Here is an 18,066-nt window from a genome sequence, read left to right as displayed (position 1 = left end):
GCCTTAGTAGCTGATACAGAGTAATTGGTGAGAGATGGCTGAACCACGTTTCATTCACCTTCGGGTGCACAGCGACTATTCCATGATTGATGGGCTGGCGAAGACCGGGCCGCTGGTAAAAAAAGCCGCGGCGCTGGGAATGCCTGCTCTCGCTATCACCGATTTCACCAACCTATGTGGGTTGGTCAAATTCTATGGTTCCGGCCATGGAGCCGGTATTAAGCCGATCATCGGTGCGGACTTTAACGTTGCCAACGAGCTGTTAGGCGATGAGCTTAGTCATTTGACGGTGCTGGCTGCAAACAATGAAGGCTATCAAAACCTTACCTTACTGATCTCTCGTGCCTACCAGCGTGGCTACGGCGCAGCGGGCCCAATTATTGACCGAGAGTGGCTGGTAGAGTTAAACGAAGGGCTAATTCTGCTCTCCGGTGGGCGCATGGGAGATATTGGCAAAAGCCTGCTTCGCGGAAACCAGCCGCTGGTCGATCAGTGCCTGGAATTCTGGCAGCAGCATTTTGCCGATCGCTTCTATCTGGAACTGATTCGCACCGGTCGGGTGGATGAAGAAAACTATCTTCACGCCGCCGTGGCACTGGCTGACGAACGCGGCTTGCCGGTGGTTGCCACCAATGATGTCCGCTTTATTGATGCCGGCGACTTTGATGCCCACGAGATCCGAGTGGCGATCCACGATGGCTTCACGCTGGACGATCCTAAGCGCCCGCGTAACTACTCCGCCCAGCAATATATGCGTAGCGAAGAAGAGATGTGCGAGCTGTTTTCGGACATCCCGGAAGCGCTGGAAAACAGCGTTGAGATTGCCAAGCGCTGTAACGTGACCGTGCGCCTGGGTGAGTACTTCCTGCCGCAATTCCCGACGGGAGAGATGACCACCGAAGACTTCCTGGTCATGAAATCTAAAGAGGGGCTGGAGGAACGTCTTGAGTTCCTGTTCCCGGACCCGGAAGTGCGTGCGCAGAAACGCCCTGAATACGACGAGCGCCTGGATATCGAGCTGCAGGTTATCAACCAGATGGGCTTTCCCGGTTACTTCCTGATCGTAATGGAGTTTATCCAGTGGTCGAAGGATAACGGCGTGCCGGTCGGGCCTGGCCGTGGTTCAGGTGCAGGTTCGCTGGTGGCCTATGCGCTGAAGATCACCGACCTCGACCCGCTTGAGTTTGACCTGCTGTTCGAACGTTTCCTTAACCCGGAACGTGTTTCGATGCCTGACTTCGACGTTGATTTCTGCATGGAGAAACGCGACCAGGTGATCGACCACGTTTCCGAGATGTATGGGCGTGAAGCCGTTTCGCAGATCATTACCTTTGGTACGATGGCGGCGAAGGCGGTTATTCGCGACGTAGGTCGCGTACTCGGTCACCCTTACGGTTTTGTCGATCGCATTTCCAAACTGGTGCCACCGGATCCCGGCATGACGCTGGCGAAAGCCTTTGAGGCGGAGCCGCAGCTGCCGGAGATCTACGAAGCTGACGAAGAAGTTAAAGCCCTGATCGACATGGCGCGCAAGCTGGAAGGCGTCACGCGTAACGCCGGTAAGCATGCCGGGGGCGTGGTTATCGCCCCAACCAAAATTACCGATTTTGCGCCGCTTTATTGTGACGACCAGGGGCAGCATCCGGTTACCCAGTTCGACAAGAACGACGTTGAATATGCGGGCCTGGTGAAGTTTGACTTCCTGGGGCTGCGTACGCTGACGATCATCGACTGGGCGCTGAAAATGATCAACCCGCGTCGGGCAAAACAGGGACTGGAGCCGATTGATATCGCCGCCATTCCGCTCGACGATAAGAAAAGCTTCGACATGCTGCAGCGCTCGGAAACCACCGCGGTCTTCCAGCTTGAATCCCGCGGCATGAAAGACCTGATTAAGCGTCTGCAGCCTGACTGCTTCGAAGACATGATCGCCCTTGTGGCACTTTTCCGTCCGGGCCCGCTGCAGTCGGGGATGGTAGATAACTTCATCGACCGTAAACATGGCCGCGAAGCGATTTCTTATCCGGACGTGGAATGGCAGCACGAAAGCCTGAAGCCGGTACTGGAGCCTACCTACGGCATTATCCTGTATCAGGAACAGGTTATGCAGATTGCCCAGGTGCTTTCCGGTTATACCCTCGGCGGCGCGGATATGCTGCGTCGTGCGATGGGTAAAAAGAAACCGGAAGAGATGGCCAAGCAGCGCGGCACTTTTGAAGAGGGCGCAATCAAAAACGGCGTCGACGGCGAGCTGTCGATGAAAATCTTTGACCTGGTAGAGAAATTTGCCGGGTACGGATTTAACAAATCTCACTCCGCCGCCTATGCTTTGGTTTCGTATCAGACGCTGTGGCTGAAGGCGCACTACCCGGCAGAGTTTATGGCGGCCGTAATGACCGCCGATATGGATAACACCGAGAAAGTGGTGGGCCTGGTGGATGAGTGCTGGCGCATGGGGCTGAAAGTCCTGTCGCCGGACATTAACTCTGGCCTTTACCATTTCCACGTTAACGATGACGGGGAAATTGTTTACGGCATCGGCGCGATAAAAGGCGTGGGTGAAGGCCCGATTGAAGCCATTATCGAAGCGCGTAATCAGGGCGGGCATTTCCTCGATCTCTTTGATTTGTGCGCGCGTTCCGATATCAAAAAGCTTAACCGCAGGGTGCTGGAAAAACTCATTATGTCCGGGGCTTTTGACCGCCTTGGGCCTCACCGCGCGGCGCTGATGAATGCGCTGGGTGATGCGTTAAAAGCAGCTGACCAGCACGCGAAAGCGGAAGCTATTGGCCAGGCAGATATGTTCGGCGTTCTGGCCGAAGAGCCTGAGCAGGTCGAAAAGTCCTACGCCAGCGTGATTCCCTGGCCTGAACAAGTGGTGCTGGAAGGGGAGCGTGAAACGCTTGGGCTGTATCTAACCGGTCACCCGATTAACCAGTACCTGAAAGAAATCGAGCGCTATGTCGGTGGCATGCGCCTGAAAGAGATGCACCCGACGGAACGTGGTAAAATGACCACGGCTGCGGGTCTGGTGATTGCTTCGCGGGTTATGGTCACCAAGCGAGGTAATCGCATCGGCATCTGTACGCTGGATGACCGCTCCGGTCGTCTGGAAGTGATGTTATTCACAGATGCGCTAGAAAAATACCAGCATCTGCTGGAAAAAGACCGTATCCTGATCGTTAGCGGACAGGTCAGCTTTGATGACTTCAGCGGAGGGCTTAAAATGACGGCCCGCGAGCTGATGGACATCGACGAAGCCCGTGAAAAGTACGCGCGCGGGCTTGCTATCTCGCTGACGGACAGGCAAATTGATGACCAGCTTTTAAACCGTCTCCGTCAGTCTCTGGAACCCCATCGTTCGGGGACAATTCCAGTACATCTCTACTATCAGAGGGTGGATGCACGAGCCCGGTTGCGCTTCGGTGCGACATGGCGTGTTTCCCCTAGCGATCGTTTACTTAACGATCTGCGAACGCTGATTGGTTCGGAGCAGGTGGAACTGGAGTTTGACTAAAACAGGAATATTATGAGTCTGAATTTCCTTGATTTCGAACAGCCGATTGCAGAGCTGGAAGCGAAAATCGATTCCCTGACGGCCGTTAGCCGCCAGGATGAAAAACTGGATATTAATCTGGACGAAGAAGTGCAGCGTCTGCGCGAGAAAAGCGTTGAGCTGACCCGCAAGATCTTCGCTGATTTAGGTGCATGGCAGATTGCGCAGCTGGCGCGCCATCCGCAGCGTCCGTACACCCTGGATTACGTTCGTCTGGCTTTTGATGAGTTCGACGAACTGGCCGGCGATCGTGCCTATGCCGACGATAAAGCTATCGTGGGCGGTATTGCTCGTCTGGAAGGTCGTCCGGTGATGATCATTGGTCATCAGAAAGGGCGCGAAACCAAAGAGAAAATCCGTCGTAACTTCGGTATGCCGGCACCAGAAGGCTACCGTAAAGCGCTGCGTCTGATGGAAATGGCTGAACGTTTTAACATGCCGATCATTACCTTCATCGACACGCCGGGTGCTTATCCGGGCGTTGGCGCCGAAGAACGTGGTCAGTCTGAAGCGATCGCCCGCAACCTGCGTGAAATGTCCCGTCTGAAAGTTCCGGTCATCTGTACCGTTATCGGTGAAGGTGGTTCCGGTGGTGCACTGGCCATTGGCGTGGGTGACAAAGTGAACATGCTGCAGTACAGCACTTATTCCGTTATTTCCCCGGAAGGCTGTGCGTCAATCCTGTGGAAGAGCGCGGATAAAGCCCCGCTGGCCGCAGAAGCGATGGGGATCATTGCTCCTCGCCTGAAAGAGCTGAAGCTGATTGATACCGTGATCCCTGAGCCGTTGGGCGGCGCGCACCGCAATCCAGAAGTGATGGCCGCTTCCCTGCGTGCACAGCTGCTGGCCGATCTGGCGGATCTCGACGTGTTGAATAAAGACGAATTGTTAAACCGTCGTTATCAGCGCCTGATGAGCTACGGCTACGCCTGATTTTGAGTTGTAAAATAGCGATAAGGGTCGGATTTTCCGGCCCTTTTTGCATTTATCGCTTCATGGAAAATCCCTTTGCGCTATGCTTAGCCAGGTGATTTCCAGGAGGTGAACATTGAATACCATTGCGATTATGGGGCCGCACGGCGTTTTCTACAAAGACGAGCCTATTAAGGAACTGCATCGCGCGCTGGAGCTGCAGGGCTTTCAGCTCATCTACCCCACCAACAGCACTGACCTGCTTAAGCTGATTGAGCACAACCCTCGTATCTGCGGCGTGGTCTTTGACTGGGACGAATACAGCCTCGACTTGTGCAGCGAAATTAACCTGCTGAATGAAGATCTGCCGCTGTATGCATTCATCAATACACATTCCTCTCTAAACGTTAGCGTGAATGAAATGCGCATGGCGCTGTGGTTCTTCGAGTATGCGCTGAGCGCGGCCGACGACATCGCCCTGCGTATTCGCCAGTACACCGACGAGTATCTGGATACGATTACGCCGCCGCTGACCAAAGCGCTGTTCACTTATGTGAAAGAGGGAAAATACACTTTCTGTACGCCAGGGCATATGGCCGGTACCGCCTACCAGAAAAGCCCGGTCGGCTGCTTGTTTTACGACTTTTTTGGCGGCAACACGCTGAAGGCCGACGTGTCGATTTCGGTTACGGAGCTGGGTTCGCTGCTAGATCATACCGGCCCTCATCTGGAGGCGGAGGAGTACATTGCCCGCACCTTCGGCGCCGAACAAAGCTATATGGTGACTAACGGGACTTCGACGTCGAACAAGATAGTCGGCATGTATGCCGCGCCATCCGGCAGCACAATTCTGGTCGATCGTAACTGCCATAAATCGCTGACCCATTTGCTGATGATGACCAGGCTGGTGCCAATCTGGCTGAAGCCAACGCGTAACGCGCTGGGGATCCTGGGCGGTATTCCGCAGCGTGAATTTACTCGTGAAAATATCGAGAAAAAGGTCGCTGAAACCCCGAATGCGCAGTGGCCGGTGCACGCGGTTATCACCAACTCGACCTACGACGGGCTGCTGTACAACACCGATTTCATCAAGAAAACCCTCGATGTGCCGTCGATTCACTTTGACTCCGCCTGGGTGCCTTATACCAACTTTCATCCGATTTATCAGGGAAAAAGCGGCATGAGCGGTGATCGAGTACCGGGGAAAATTATCTATGAAACCCAGTCGACCCATAAGCTGCTGGCGGCGTTCTCCCAGGCTTCGCTGATTCACATTAAAGGTGATTACGATGAAGATACCTTTAACGAAGCCTACATGATGCATACCACCACTTCCCCGAGCTATCCGCTGGTGGCCTCGATTGAAACTGCCGCGGCGATGCTGCGCGGTAATACGGGGAAACGGCTGATCAACCGTTCCGTTGAGCGTGCTCTGCATTTCCGCCGTGAAGTGCAGCGTCTGCGTGAAGAGTCAGAAGACTGGTTCTTCGATATCTGGCAGCCCGATCATGTTGATGAGGCCGAGTGCTGGCCCATTGCCCCCGGAGAGGAAGACTGGCATGGCTTCAGGGATGCCGATGCCGAGCACATGTACCTCGATCCGATCAAAGTCACTATTTTGACGCCGGGCATGAGTGAGTTGGGCGAAATGGCAGAAGAGGGGATCCCGGCGGCACTGGTGGCCAAGTTTCTCGACGAGCGGGGCGTTGTTGTTGAGAAGACCGGTCCGTACAACCTGCTGTTCCTGTTCAGTATCGGTATTGATAAGACAAAAGCGCTAAGCCTGCTGCGCGGGCTGACGGAGTTTAAGCGCTCTTACGATCTTAATTTGCGCGTGAAGAACATGCTGCCGGATCTTTATGCGGAGGATCCGGACTTTTATCGCAACATGCGCATTCAGACGCTGGCGCAGGGGATCCACAAACTGATTAAGCAACATAACCTGCCCGATCTAATGTTGCGCGCTTTTGATGTCCTGCCTGAAATGCGTATGACGCCGCATGAGGCTTATCAGCAGCAGGTGAAAGGCAACGTAGAAACGGTAGAAATAGAGGAACTGTTGGGCAGAGTTTCAGCCAATATGATCCTGCCTTATCCGCCAGGCGTGCCGGTGGTGATGCCGGGAGAAGTGATCACCAAAGAGAGTCGGGCGGTGCTCGACTTCCTTCTGATGCTGTGCTCTGTGGGGGAACATTATCCGGGCTTTGAAACGGATATTCACGGGGCTAAACTCGGTGAGGACGGCGTCTACAGAGTACGAGTCTTAAAAGAGGCTTGAGCGCTTGCTTTGCAGGGAAGCGATGATTACCTTGCCTGAAGTGACTAAGGAGATTTTATGCTGGGTTTAAAGCAAATTCATCACGTCGCGATTATCGCGTCGGACTACGAACGCAGTAAGCAATTCTATTGCGATGTGCTGGAGTTTACGCTGGAAGCGGAAGTTTACCGCAAAGAGCGGGACTCCTGGAAAGGCGATCTGGCGCTGAACGGCCAGTACGTTATTGAGCTATTCTCTTTTCCGTTTCCGCCAGTACGCCCAAGTCGCCCGGAGGCCTGCGGGCTTCGTCACCTGGCATTCAGCGTGGAAAACATTGACCGGGCGATTACGCACCTGGAAAGCCACGGCGTGAAATGCGAACCCATTCGCGTCGATCCCTATACCAACAAACGATTCACCTTCTTCAGCGATCCCGACGGCCTGCCGCTGGAACTTTATCAGCAGTAAACCTTGCCAGCGCCGCGAATGCCCGGTAATTTGCCGGGCAAACCCCTCGTAACGACAAACTATGACTAGCCGCGAACTTCAGTCTTTTCTGCATCCTCACCGCCAACTGCTGGTGGCGTTTAGCGGTGGGCTGGATTCGACGGTTCTGCTGCATCAAGTCGTTACCCTGCGAGATACTCTGCAACCTGGCCTGCATATCAGGGCAATGCATATCCACCATGGACTCAGCCCGAGAGCAGACAGCTGGGTGGAACATTGCCGGGCAATTTGTGAGAAGTGGAACGTGCCCTTCGAAGTGGCTTATGTTCAGCTTCCCTCCGGCGGCCAGGGGATTGAAGGGGAGGCGAGGGCGGCTCGCTACCAGGCGCTTTCTGACTCGCTTTTGGCAGGTGAAGTGCTGCTGACGGCACAGCATTTGGACGACCAGTGTGAGACTTTCCTGTTGGCGCTTAAACGCGGCAGCGGCCCGGCCGGGCTGGCGTCGATGCCTGCGATTTTGCCTTTTAGCGACACATTATTATTGCGCCCGTTGCTGACGACTTCACGAACACAGCTTGAGGAGTGGGCCGGCGTTCACCGGCTAAGCTGGATTGAGGACGAAAGTAATCAGGACGATAAGTATGACCGGAATTTCCTGCGTCTGAGAGTCGTTCCTCTGCTGCGGGAAAGATGGCCCCATTTTTCCCGCAGCGTTGCCCGTAGTGCGGATTTATGCGGTGAGCAGGAGCAACTGCTTGATGAACTGCTTGCCGAACAGCTGGATAACTTGATGTCACCCGAGGGCGCGCTGCATATTGAGTCGATGCTGACGATGAGCGAGGCACGGCGATTTGCCCTGCTGCGGCGCTGGCTCTCCTGGCATCGGGCTGCGATGCCGTCCCGGGCTTCTCTTCAGCGTTTATGGCAGGAAGTCGCTTTAAGTCGGGAAGATGCCAATCCTCGCCTTCGCCTGGGCGAACATGAAATCAGGCGTTTTCAGGGGGAACTGTATTGGGTTCCGCTGCTGACCATCGATCGGGAAAAAAGCTATTTATGGCCGGCACCTTATCACCCCCAGAATCTCCCTGGGCTGGGAATGATTTTACTCAGCGAGAAGGGAATGCCGGTGCGTGCGCCAGCAGAGGACGAAATTGTTAGCCTGCGTTTTAAGGCTTCAGGTTTGCTGCATATTGTCGGCCGTAATAAAGGGCGAACGCTGAAGAAAATCTGGCAGGAATTGCGCATTCCGCCATGGGAACGTGACGCCACGCCGCTGCTGTTTTATGGCGAGCAACTTATCGCTGCGCCGGGTATTTTTGTCACTCGTGAAGGACAAGCTACGGAACATTCATGCTGGCACATAGACTGGCAAAAGGGAGTTGAGCAATGAAAAAAGTCGTATTGCTGCTTGGGCTGATAGCCTGCAGTTTACCTGCTCTGGCGAAAGGCGATCCCCAGGCCGGGGAAGCGAAGGCCATGACCTGCGTTGCCTGCCATGGCATGAGTGGGAAAGCTTCTGCGCCGCTATACCCAAACATTGTCGGGCAGAGCGAAGCTTATCTGGAGCATTCGCTTCAGGCTTATAAAAAAGGGGAGCGCAGCGGTGGGCAGGCAGAAATCATGAAGGCTTACGTCAGCGGGCTTTCAGACGAGGATATCTCTGATTTAGCGGCCTACTACGCCTCAATGAAGCCGTAAACAAAACGGGCAGCCTCGATAGCTGCCCGTTTTGTTTGAGATGGGGTGATCAGATTTATTCGACGCTCACCACGATAGTGCCGATTTCGGGGTGGCTAAAGCTGTTAATTTTATCGAGGCGTAACTCACGCGTAGCGCCAGCGTTATCGACAACCAGGTATTCGACGTTTTTACGAGAAACCAGATCGCTCGCTTTGGCTTTCAAAACCTCCCCGTCTTTTAACTCCAGCGTCAGTAACAAATGATGCTGGCAGGCGAGCTCGAGATTGTCATAATCATCACAGTTGATGGGTTGATACGCATCATTCATTGACATAATCGCTCACCAGTAAGTTCGCGGCAGCATAAGCCGCCTGTTCCCTGACCGACTCCGATACGGCCTCGCTGGAGGCAACTTCGTTCAGAGCCTTCAATACGCATCCTAAGGCATCAGGAATATAGCCTAAATCGCCGCTGGCAATTTCCGCATAGCGTTGCCGAACTAATTCACAATACTTTTCCACATACCCTCCTCTCAGAGTCCCGACTTCAGACCTACTCGTGGGGTCAAGTCTAAGCCTACGAAGATAAACTCTGTTTAGCAAGGTGACTATACCACAGCAATGTAACCGATATCAGCCACGCAAATATACCCGTCATACTCAGAGCCGAAGGAGTGTTATTTCGCTACAATAGCGCGCAATTGTGTATGGAGAAGTGTGATGGCGTTAAAAGCGACAATTTATAAGGCGACGGTGAATGTGGCCGATCTCGATCGTAATCGGTTTCTGGACAGCAGCCTGACGCTGGCGCGTCATCCTTCGGAAACGCAGGAACGCATGATGCTGCGCCTGCTGGCATGGATTAAATATGCGGATGAGCGTCTGGAATTTACCCGTGGCCTCAGCGCAGAAGACGAGCCGGAAATCTGGCGTAAAAACGATCACCTTGGCATTGATTTGTGGGTTGAACTAGGGTTACCGGAAGAACGTCGGGTCAAAAAAGCCTGCAGCCAGTCGGCTGAGGTGGCATTGTTTACCTATAATAGTCGGGCGGCGGAAATTTGGTGGCAGCAAAACCAGACCCGCCTGAGCCAGTTTAAAAACCTGTCCATCTGGTATCTGGATGACGCACAGCTGGCGAAGCTAAGTGAGTTTGGTACGCGCACCATGAACCTGCAGGCGACGATTCAGGATGGCGCAATCTGGCTGTCCGACAGCGAGAATAATCTGGAAATTCACTTTACGGCCTGGCTGCAGCAATGATTTTCGTGTCGCGAACGGTCGTTATCCCGGACAATGAAGTCACGATTACCGCGATTCGCGCCCAGGGGGCGGGTGGGCAGCATGTGAATAAAACCTCAACGGCGATTCATTTGCGCTTTGATATCCCTGCCTCTAGCCTGCCGGAGTCGTATAAGATACGTCTGCTGGCAGTAAGTCACCATTTGATCACGCCTGAGGGCGTGGTGGTGATTAAAGCCCAGGAATACCGAAGCCAGGAGATGAACCGCGAAGCGGCGGTGGCTCGCCTGGTTTCACTGATACAAGAACTCACCGTAGTGCAGAAGAGCCGCCGTGCCACAAAGCCGACGCGGGCTTCTAAAGAGCGGCGTCTGGCCTCAAAGGCGCAGAAATCGACAACCAAAGCACTACGCGGCAAAGTTCGTCGTCATCCGGAATAGCGGCGAACGTTAGGACAACGGCATAAGGAATAAAGCATGAAGAAGAGTCTTCTGGCTGCGCTGGCAGCGCTCAGCCTGTTCACGCTATTTGGCTGTAATAATCGTACGGAAACGCAAACTTTGATCCCGGCTCAGGCAGCGGAATTGAAACCGATGCAGCAGAGCTATCGCGGCGTAGTGCCGTGTGCGGACTGTGAAGGGATTGAAACCTCGCTGTTCCTGGAAAAGGACGGCACTTGGGTGATGAACCAGACTTACCAGGGTAAAGGAGCCTCATTTGCCAGCTATGGTACATGGGCGCGGACTGCCGATAAACTGGTCCTAACCGACAGCGAAGGCGAGAAGCAGTATTACCACCCTAAGGGCGACAGCCTGGTGATGCTGGATCGTGAAGGCAATCCGATTGATTCGCAGTTCAACTACACGCTAAAGGCGGTGGATGCGAAGCTGCCGTCAACGCCAATGCCGATGAAAGGCAAGTATAAATACATGGCTGACGCGGCGGTATTCCAGGACTGTGCGACCGGTAAAACCTTTGCCGTTGCGGATAATGCCGAGCTGGAAAGAGCCTATGCGGCAGCGCGCGGCAAGAACAGCTCGCCAATCCTGCTGGTGGTAGAAGGGCACTTTACGCTGCAGGCTTCTCCAGACAGTGGGGAGTTACAAAAAGCGCTGGTTGCCGATAAGGGCGCGAAGTTTAAGCCCGGCAAAGAGTGTAACGACTAAAACGAAAAAAGCCCTGCAAATGCAGGGCTTTTTTATGCTCAGCGGCTAATTAGCCTTTGATCTGCTTCACCAGGAAATCAACGATCTCGTTGGTTTTGATCATCTGCTTCTCACCAGCACGGCGATGTTTGTATTCGATCTCTTCGTTGTCGAGATTGCGGTCGCCGATAACGATAGTGTGAGGAATACCAATCAGCTCCATGTCGGCAAACATCACGCCTGGACGCTCTTTACGATCGTCCAGCAGCACGTCGATGCCCTGCGCGCGCAGCGTGGTATAAAGCTCTTCAGCCAGCTGCTGCACGCGGAATGACTTGTGCATGTTCATTGGCAGAATCGCAACGTGGAACGGGGCGATAGCGTCCGGCCACAGAATACCGCGATCGTCAAAGTTCTGTTCAATCGCAGCCGCGACCACGCGGGTAACACCGATACCATAGCAACCCATAGTCAGGGTCTGGTTACGGCCATCTTCACCCTGAACCGCGGCTTTCAGCGCTTCAGAGTACTTGGTACCCAACTGGAAGATGTGACCCACTTCGATGCCGCGCTTGATCATCAAGGTGCCTTTGCCGTCCGGGCTTGGATCGCCGGCCACAACGTTACGGATATCCGCAACTTCTGGCAGCGCAACATCGCGTTCCCAGTTAATGCCGATAAAGTGTTTGCCGTCGATGTTTGCGCCAGCGGCGAAATCACTCATTGCCGCAACGCTGCGGTCAATCACAACTGGAACAGGCAGATTGATTGGACCCAGGGAACCAGGACCGGCTTTCACGATGTCGCGAATTTCTTGTTCGGTGGCGAATGTTAGCGGACTTGCTACCTGCGGCAGTTTCTCAGCCTTCACTTCGTTCAGCTCGTGATCGCCACGAACCAGCAAAGCAACCAGCGGGTAAGCGCTGCCTTCGGTGGCTTTCACCAGCAGAGTCTTAACCGTTTTCTCTATTGGCAGGTTGAACTGCTCAACCAGCTCGGCGATAGTTTTTGCGTTCGGGGTGTCGATTTGGCTCATTTCAGCGGTTGGCGCTGCGCGGCCTGCTGCCGGTGCTAAAGCTTCAGCGAATTCGATGTTTGCCGCATAGTCTGAGCTGTCAGAGAAGATTACATCGTCTTCACCGCTTTGGGCCAGCACCTGGAACTCATGGGAAGCGCTGCCGCCAATAGAGCCGGTATCTGCCTGAACGGCACGGAAATCCAGACCCATACGAGAGAAAATCTTGCTGTAAGCCTCATACATCTTGTCGTAGGTTTCCTGCAGGGATTCCTGAGACGTATGGAACGAGTAGGCGTCTTTCATCAGGAATTCGCGGGAACGCATTACGCCAAAGCGTGGGCGCACTTCGTCACGGAATTTAGTCTGGATCTGGAACAGATTCAGCGGCAGCTGCTTGTAAGAGCTCAGTTCGTTGCGAATCAGGTCGGTGATCACTTCTTCGTGGGTTGGACCCAGCACGAAAGGACGTTCGCCACGGTCAACAAAGCGCAGCAGCTCCGGGCCGTATTGCTCCCAACGTCCACTCTCCTGCCACAGGTCGGCGGGTTGAACCACCGGCATGCACATTTCGATAGCACCGGCGTTGTTCATTTCTTCACGCACGATGTTTTCGACTTTCTTCAGGACGCGCAAACCGGTCGGCAGCCAGGTGTATAAACCGGAGGCCAGCTTGCGGATCATCCCGGCGCGCAGCATCAGCTGGTGGCTGACTACTTCAGCGTCGGCAGGTGTCTCCTTCAGAGTGGAGAGCAGATATTGGCTAGTACGCATGTTGTTACGGTTCCATTTGAACGGCAGAGCGCAGGCCAGCGGCGGCCTGCTTCAAAAAAAGTGGTTTAGTTTACCAGTGTGGCAGAGATGTCAAAAGAGAGAGGGCTAAATTAACTCGTTTCGAGAGCGAACACTTCAAAACCGTGTTCTGTGACGCGCCAGCGAACGTTAAAGTCCAGCAGCAGAACGGCGTAAGTTTTCCCGACATCTTCACCTTTTCGATAGGCAGGACGAGGGTCCTGAGCAAGCACCTGACTGATAAAACGCGCAAGATGCGGATAGCGTTTTTCCAGCCCGGTCAACTGATGCTGCACTTCTGGTGTAAACATCACAGGCATGTCCGCCTGCGGAGCCTGCTGTGCGTAGCCAGCACGTGCGTCCGGCACGGCTTCTGCAAATGGCAGGTACGGTTTGATATCTACAATGGGCGTGCCATCCACCAAATCCAGACTGCCGAGCTGTAAGATCACTTCATCTTTTTGGCAACGAATACCTTTAAGCTCAACCAGCGACATGCCGATTGGATTCGGGCGAAACGTGGAACGCGTAGCAAACACGCCCATTCGCGCGTTTCCGCCAAGTCGGGGAGGACGTACGGTTGGGCGCCAGCCGCCTTCCATCGTTTGGTGAAAGACAAACAATAGCCACAGGTGGCTAAACTCTTCCAGCCCACGAACGGCATCGGCCTGGTTGTAAGGCGCAAGCAGACGCAGTTCACCGCCGCCGTCTTTGACCAGACCGGGCTGACGCGGGACGGCGAACTTTTCTTTATAAGGGGAGCGAATAACGCCTATTTGTGCAAATTGAAATGGGGTCATTGCGCCGAAACTTGCAGCGCGGAGCCAACGCAAACAGCCTGACGGTAGCACCCTGGCGTGCCGGTGGTGATGTCGCAGCTGTGCTGCAGGACCGCATTGGCTTTCATTTTGGAGGCATTAATCTGCATGCGTTTACGTGCTGTCGGGATATTCGGGGGAGAATCCTGATTGCTTGCCTGGCAAGACTCGCCGCTGACTTCGCCTAAATCACGGAACGGTTTACCCACCAAGTCTTCTGCGTTGGTGTAGATTCTGACCGGAACAGGGCGAGGCGCTTTCGGTTTCTCTGTTTCTGTCTTCGGCGCAGCTGCCGTGCTTTGAACGGGTTCTACTGGGGATCTGCTTAGCATTGAACAGCCGCTCAGCGCGAAGGCTAATAAACAGATCGGTAAAGCACGCATAATATTTCCTCAATGAATGTAAAACGGGGAACATTGAAGCAAGCTCGAACCAAAATAACAAGGCGGGCTTGCGCCCGCCTTTAATTATTTACGTAAAACTGAAGAATGGAAACTTACCAGCCTTTAACCGCGCCGCCGTTAAAGACTTTGTTAGCCGCTTCGTTCACTTCGTCAGACTGATAGGCCTGAACGAACTTCTTCACGTTTTCTGCATCTTTGTTGTCTTCACGAGAAACGATCAGGTTCACGTAAGGCGAGTTTTTGTCTTCAACGAAGATACCGTCTTTCGCTGGTGTCAGGCCAATCTGGCTAGCGTAAGTGGTGTTGATGATGGCCAGAGCAATCTGCGCATCGTCAAGAGAGCGCGGCAGTTGCGGTGCTTCCAGCTCAACCAGTTTCAGATTTTTTGGGTTCTCGGTGACATCCAGCACGGTTGGCAGCAGACCAACGCCGTCTTTCAGTTTGATCAGACCTTCTTTCTGCAGCAGCAGCAGAGAACGGCCGAGGTTAGTTGGGTCGTTTGGCAGTGCTACCTGAGAACCCGGCTGCAGTTCAGCCAGTGATTTGATTTTTTTGGAGTAGCCGGCAATTGGATAAACAAAGGTATTGCCTACGGAAACCAGCTTATAACCACGATCTTTGATCTGCTGATCCAGGTAAGGTTTGTGCTGGAAGGCGTTAACGTCGATATCGCCTTTGCTGAGTGCTTCGTTTGGCAGGACATAGTCGGTAAAGGTCACCAGCTCAACATCGAGGCCATACTTCTCTTTAGCCACTTTCTGAGCCACTTCCGCAACCTGCTGCTCAGCGCCAGCAATCACGCCGACTTTAATGTGGTTTGGATCTTTCTCTTCCTGACCGCAACCCACCAGGGCCAGAGAGCCAATCAGAGCGCCGACCGCGGCGAACGTTTTAAAGTTAAAAGCCATGTCCTTTTCCTTGTATGAATGCAGTTGTGTTTATTTGTGTGTAACAGCCCGGACGATACGATCGCCAGAGAATTGAATTAAGTAAACCAGCACGACCAGCAGAACCAGTACGGTATTCATTACGGTAGCGTTGTAGCCGATGTACCCGTACTGATAGCCAATCTGCCCCAGACCACCGGCACCGACGGCACCACCCATAGCAGAATAGCCCACTAAAGTGATAAGGGTAATCGTCGCGGCATTGACCAGGCCTGGAAGCGCTTCTGGAAGCAGTACTTTACGGATGATTTGCAGCGGCGTGGCGCCCATCGCGCGTGAAGCTTCAATCAGGCCGGTTGGAATTTCCAGCAGGGCATTTTCAACCATACGCGCAATAAACGGCGCGGCACCAACGGTCAACGGAACGATAGCAGCTTGCAGGCCGATAGACGTTCCTACGATGACGCGAGTAAACGGAATCATCCAGACAAGCAGGATAATGAATGGAATAGAACGGAAAATGTTAACTATCGCCGAGAGGCTGCGGTAAAGCTTCGCATTGGCGCTGATTTGCCCAGGACGAGTGATGTAAAGCAGCACGCCGACTGGCAGACCGAGCACAAATCCGAAGAAACCGGAAACAAAGGTCATGGCCAACGTTTCATATACGCCGCGAGCCAGTAACCAAATCATTGCTTCAGACATAACCCAGCACCTCTACTTTCACGTGTTGCTCCTGCAGCCAGGCAATAGCCGCTTGCGTATCTTTTGGCTCGCCGTGCATTTCACACAGCATGATGCCGAACTTCACGCCACCGGCATAATCCATCTGCGCGCTAATAATGTTGCTGTTCACGTTGAAGGTACGTGCTGTTTCTGAGAGCAGTGGGGCATCGACCGACTGGCCAGTGAACTCCAGGCGTAATAAAGGTACCGCATTTTCTTTATGCTCTGCGTTCAGACGCTGCGCGTAATCTTCCGGCACGTCGAGGTGCAGTGTGGACTGAATAAACTGCTGCGCCAGAGGCGTTTTCGGATGGGAGAACACTTCGCTCACCGTATCCTGCTCAATAAGCTCGCCGTTGCTGATCACGGCCACGCAGTCACAAATACGTTTGACCACATCCATCTCGTGGGTGATAAGCAGAATGGTCAGGCCCAGGCGGCGGTTAATGTCTTTCAGCAGCTCCAGAATAGAGCGGGTCGTGGCTGGGTCCAACGCGCTGGTAGCTTCGTCACACAGCAGGACCTTTGGGTTGCTGGCAAGCGCACGAGCAATCGCGACGCGCTGCTTCTGACCGCCGGAAAGGTTTGCAGGCCAGGCATCGTGCTTTTCACCTAAACCAACTAAGTCCAGTAGCTCGGTAACGCGACGTTTAATCTCTTCTTTTGGCGTGTTATCCAACTCGAGCGGCAGAGCGACGTTACCAAAAACGGTACGGGAAGAAAGCAGATTAAAGTGCTGGAAGATCATACCGATCTGGCGGCGGGCTTTGGTTAACTGGGTTTCAGAAAGCGTTGTCAGGTCCTGACCGTCAACCAGAACTGAACCTTCGGTTGGACGTTCAAGCAGGTTTACACAGCGGATAAGGGTGCTTTTCCCCGCACCGGACGCGCCAATCACGCCATAAATTTGCCCGGCAGGTACGTGCAGACTGACATTGTTCAATGCCTGTATGCTGCGGTTTCCCTGCTGGAACACCTTGGTGATATTTGAAAGTTTAATCATTGAGTTATTTATTATCGTATCTGTATTAGCCGTGGAATTTTCTGCTACCAGTAACCAAAGTTACCGTAATCGATATGGATGTTAAGGCATCCAGACGTCTAAATCAATCAGCGAGTGAAGGACTGTTCTCTCCTTATTACTAAATCATGCGATACTAAACGTCATTAACCCGTTTCAGGAGTTCTCAAGTGGCACAGTCCGTACCCGCTATTTTTCTCGACCGCGATGGCACCATTAATGTCGATCATGGCTATGTATATGAAGTTGACCGATTCGAGTTTATTGATGGTGTTATAGAAGCAATGCGCGAATTAAAAGAGATGGGCTTTGCTCTGGTGCTGGTGACTAACCAGTCCGGCATTGCGCGCGGGATGTTCACCGAGGCTGACTTTGAAAACCTGACCGAATGGATGGACTGGTCGCTGGCGGATCGCGGCGTCGATCTCGACGGCATCTATTATTGCCCTCATCATCCGGATGGGAGTGTGAAAGAGTTTAGCCAGACTTGTGACTGTCGTAAGCCGCAGCCTGGCATGCTGATTTCTGCCCGTGACTTCCTGCACATTGATATGGCTTCTTCTTATATGGTCGGCGATAAAATTGAAGATATGCAGGCCGGTGCTGCCGCAATGGTGGGGACTAAAGTGCTGGTTCGCACCGGAAAACCAGTGACAGAAGCAGGTGAGGCGGCCGCAGATTTGGTCATTAATAGCCTCGCAGACCTGCCAAAACTCATCAAACAGCGCCAAAAATAAGCGTTTCGATTAAAAAACACGCTATCAGAAAGTTTTTTCAAATTAGGGGTTGTCAGACTCTGAGAACTCCCTATAATGCGCCTCCACTGACACGGCGAAGCGGCTTCGAAAGCGGCTTCACAACCCGGTAGTCAGTCAGACGAAAGCGAAAATAAACGCTTGACTCTGAAAGAGGAAAGCGTATTATACGCCACCTCGAGTTAGCAAGCGAAAGCGACTGACTCACTGCTCTTTAACAATTTATCAGACAATCTGTGTGGGCACTCGCAGGATTGATATCTCAGCATCTTCGGATGCAAACAAATATCAAGTCTTGAAGAGTGACTACTGATTTTATAAACAGTTTTAATTCTTTGAGCATCAAACACTTTTAAATTGAAGAGTTTGATCATGGCTCAGATTGAACGCTGGCGGCAGGCCTAACACAT

The 18,066-nt window shown here is 53.3% G+C and carries 18 protein-coding genes; 10 read left to right on the top strand and 8 right to left on the bottom strand.

Annotation, left to right across the window (positions count from 1 at the left end; translation table 11 throughout):
- Positions 1-34 precede the first annotated feature (34 nt).
- From dnaE to F3J28_RS12955, 6 genes are all read left to right on the top strand, one after another.
- Positions 35-3,517 (top strand): DNA polymerase III subunit alpha, encoded by a 3,483-nt coding sequence (gene dnaE, locus F3J28_RS12980; RefSeq protein WP_166876682.1) that lies wholly within the window; start codon positions 35-37, stop codon positions 3,515-3,517.
- Between the two features lie 12 nt (positions 3,518-3,529).
- Positions 3,530-4,489: an acetyl-CoA carboxylase carboxyl transferase subunit alpha gene (gene accA / locus F3J28_RS12975; protein WP_008456951.1), complete on the top strand. Its 960-nt coding sequence runs from the start codon at positions 3,530-3,532 to the stop codon at positions 4,487-4,489.
- Between the two features lie 115 nt (positions 4,490-4,604).
- On the top strand, positions 4,605-6,746 hold the full coding sequence (locus F3J28_RS12970) for a lysine decarboxylase LdcC (RefSeq protein ID WP_166876679.1): 2,142 nt from the start codon (positions 4,605-4,607) through the stop codon (positions 6,744-6,746).
- Positions 6,747-6,803: 57 nt separating this feature from the next.
- A complete protein-coding gene (locus F3J28_RS12965; RefSeq protein ID WP_166876676.1) occupies positions 6,804-7,193 on the top strand; it encodes a VOC family protein in 390 nt (129 codons plus the stop codon).
- A 61-nt stretch (positions 7,194-7,254) separates the two neighbouring features.
- Complete coding sequence (tilS, locus tag F3J28_RS12960; RefSeq protein WP_166876674.1) at positions 7,255-8,562, top strand: tRNA lysidine(34) synthetase TilS; 1,308 nt, start codon at positions 7,255-7,257, stop codon at positions 8,560-8,562.
- The gene (locus F3J28_RS12955; protein ID WP_166876671.1) at positions 8,559-8,870 is read left to right on the top strand and encodes a c-type cytochrome; all 312 of its coding nucleotides are present in this window, start codon (positions 8,559-8,561) and stop codon (positions 8,868-8,870) included. The genes tilS and F3J28_RS12955 overlap by 4 nt, the downstream gene beginning before the upstream one ends.
- Positions 8,871-8,925: 55 nt before the next feature.
- On the opposite strand, the gene rof is transcribed toward F3J28_RS12955, so the two are convergent.
- Together rof and F3J28_RS12945 are read right to left on the bottom strand one after the other, a co-directional pair.
- Positions 8,926-9,186, bottom strand: coding sequence for a Rho-binding antiterminator (gene rof / locus F3J28_RS12950; RefSeq protein ID WP_008456962.1), 261 nt, complete (start codon positions 9,184-9,186; stop codon positions 8,926-8,928).
- Complete coding sequence (locus F3J28_RS12945) at positions 9,173-9,373, bottom strand: YaeP family protein (protein WP_008456963.1); 201 nt, start codon at positions 9,371-9,373, stop codon at positions 9,173-9,175. The genes rof and F3J28_RS12945 overlap by 14 nt, the downstream gene beginning before the upstream one ends.
- 198 nt (positions 9,374-9,571) lie before the next feature.
- Between F3J28_RS12945 and F3J28_RS12940 the strand changes: the two genes are divergently transcribed.
- The 3 genes from F3J28_RS12940 to nlpE are packed head-to-tail and all read left to right on the top strand — an operon-like array spanning position 9,572 to position 11,259.
- Positions 9,572-10,114 carry a YaeQ family protein gene (locus F3J28_RS12940; protein ID WP_008456965.1) on the top strand — a complete coding sequence of 181 codons (543 nt, stop codon included), beginning with the start codon at positions 9,572-9,574 and terminating at the stop codon, positions 10,112-10,114.
- On the top strand, positions 10,111-10,533 hold the full coding sequence (gene arfB / locus F3J28_RS12935) for an alternative ribosome rescue aminoacyl-tRNA hydrolase ArfB (protein WP_166876668.1): 423 nt from the start codon (positions 10,111-10,113) through the stop codon (positions 10,531-10,533). The genes F3J28_RS12940 and arfB overlap by 4 nt, the downstream gene beginning before the upstream one ends.
- Positions 10,534-10,569: 36 nt before the next feature.
- On the top strand, positions 10,570-11,259 hold the full coding sequence (gene nlpE, locus F3J28_RS12930) for an envelope stress response activation lipoprotein NlpE (protein WP_166876665.1): 690 nt from the start codon (positions 10,570-10,572) through the stop codon (positions 11,257-11,259).
- Positions 11,260-11,308: 49 nt separating this feature from the next.
- Here the strand turns inward: nlpE and proS are convergent, their stop codons facing one another.
- The 6 genes from proS to metN all read right to left on the bottom strand — a co-directional run bounded on the left by proS (position 11,309) and on the right by metN (position 16,883).
- Positions 11,309-13,027: a proline--tRNA ligase gene (gene proS, locus F3J28_RS12925; protein WP_008456972.1), complete on the bottom strand. Its 1,719-nt coding sequence runs from the start codon at positions 13,025-13,027 to the stop codon at positions 11,309-11,311.
- Between the two features lie 110 nt (positions 13,028-13,137).
- Entirely contained in the window at positions 13,138-13,845 is a 708-nt protein-coding gene (gene tsaA / locus F3J28_RS12920) for a tRNA (N6-threonylcarbamoyladenosine(37)-N6)-methyltransferase TrmO (RefSeq protein WP_166876662.1), read from the bottom strand.
- Positions 13,842-14,246 (bottom strand): envelope stress sensor lipoprotein RcsF, encoded by a 405-nt coding sequence (rcsF, locus tag F3J28_RS12915; protein ID WP_008456976.1) that lies wholly within the window; start codon positions 14,244-14,246, stop codon positions 13,842-13,844. The genes tsaA and rcsF overlap by 4 nt, the downstream gene beginning before the upstream one ends.
- A 113-nt stretch (positions 14,247-14,359) precedes the next feature.
- Positions 14,360-15,175, bottom strand: a complete 816-nt coding sequence (locus tag F3J28_RS12910; RefSeq protein ID WP_008456978.1) for a MetQ/NlpA family lipoprotein — start codon at positions 15,173-15,175, stop codon at positions 14,360-14,362.
- A gap of 30 nt (positions 15,176-15,205) precedes the next feature.
- A complete protein-coding gene (locus F3J28_RS12905) occupies positions 15,206-15,859 on the bottom strand; it encodes a methionine ABC transporter permease MetI (RefSeq protein ID WP_008456980.1) in 654 nt (217 codons plus the stop codon).
- Complete coding sequence (gene metN, locus F3J28_RS12900) at positions 15,852-16,883, bottom strand: methionine ABC transporter ATP-binding protein MetN (protein ID WP_008456982.1); 1,032 nt, start codon at positions 16,881-16,883, stop codon at positions 15,852-15,854. The genes F3J28_RS12905 and metN overlap by 8 nt, the downstream gene beginning before the upstream one ends.
- 188 nt (positions 16,884-17,071) lie before the next feature.
- Here metN and gmhB point away from each other — a divergent pair, with 188 nt between their 5' ends.
- Complete coding sequence (gene gmhB / locus F3J28_RS12895; protein ID WP_166876659.1) at positions 17,072-17,638, top strand: D-glycero-beta-D-manno-heptose 1,7-bisphosphate 7-phosphatase; 567 nt, start codon at positions 17,072-17,074, stop codon at positions 17,636-17,638.
- Positions 17,639-18,066 lie beyond the last annotated feature (428 nt).

It is taken from the genome of Enterobacter sp. Ap-1006 (assembly GCF_011752835.1).
Taxonomy (GTDB): domain Bacteria; phylum Pseudomonadota; class Gammaproteobacteria; order Enterobacterales; family Enterobacteriaceae; genus Cedecea.
Note: the sequence above shows the minus strand (reverse complement) of the source record. Positions and strands in the feature narration are given on the sequence as shown.

Bases quoted from the DNA above. Each gene is read 5' to 3' on its own strand.
- dnaE (WP_166876682.1), top strand. From the start codon at position 35: ATGGCTGAACCACGTTTCATTCACCTTCGGGTGCACAGCGACTATTCC.
- accA (WP_008456951.1), top strand. From the start codon at position 3,530: ATGAGTCTGAATTTCCTTGATTTCGAACAGCCGATTGCAGAGCTGGAA.
- F3J28_RS12965 (WP_166876676.1), top strand. From the start codon at position 6,804: ATGCTGGGTTTAAAGCAAATTCATCACGTCGCGATTATCGCGTCGGAC.
- tilS (WP_166876674.1), top strand. From the start codon at position 7,255: ATGACTAGCCGCGAACTTCAGTCTTTTCTGCATCCTCACCGCCAACTG.
- F3J28_RS12955 (WP_166876671.1), top strand. From the start codon at position 8,559: ATGAAAAAAGTCGTATTGCTGCTTGGGCTGATAGCCTGCAGTTTACCT.
- rof (WP_008456962.1), bottom strand. From the start codon at position 9,186: ATGTCAATGAATGATGCGTATCAACCCATCAACTGTGATGATTATGAC.
- F3J28_RS12940 (WP_008456965.1), top strand. From the start codon at position 9,572: ATGGCGTTAAAAGCGACAATTTATAAGGCGACGGTGAATGTGGCCGAT.
- arfB (WP_166876668.1), top strand. From the start codon at position 10,111: ATGATTTTCGTGTCGCGAACGGTCGTTATCCCGGACAATGAAGTCACG.
- nlpE (WP_166876665.1), top strand. From the start codon at position 10,570: ATGAAGAAGAGTCTTCTGGCTGCGCTGGCAGCGCTCAGCCTGTTCACG.
- proS (WP_008456972.1), bottom strand. From the start codon at position 13,027: ATGCGTACTAGCCAATATCTGCTCTCCACTCTGAAGGAGACACCTGCC.
- tsaA (WP_166876662.1), bottom strand. From the start codon at position 13,845: ATGACCCCATTTCAATTTGCACAAATAGGCGTTATTCGCTCCCCTTAT.
- rcsF (WP_008456976.1), bottom strand. From the start codon at position 14,246: ATGCGTGCTTTACCGATCTGTTTATTAGCCTTCGCGCTGAGCGGCTGT.
- F3J28_RS12910 (WP_008456978.1), bottom strand. From the start codon at position 15,175: ATGGCTTTTAACTTTAAAACGTTCGCCGCGGTCGGCGCTCTGATTGGC.
- F3J28_RS12905 (WP_008456980.1), bottom strand. From the start codon at position 15,859: ATGTCTGAAGCAATGATTTGGTTACTGGCTCGCGGCGTATATGAAACG.
- metN (WP_008456982.1), bottom strand. From the start codon at position 16,883: ATGATTAAACTTTCAAATATCACCAAGGTGTTCCAGCAGGGAAACCGC.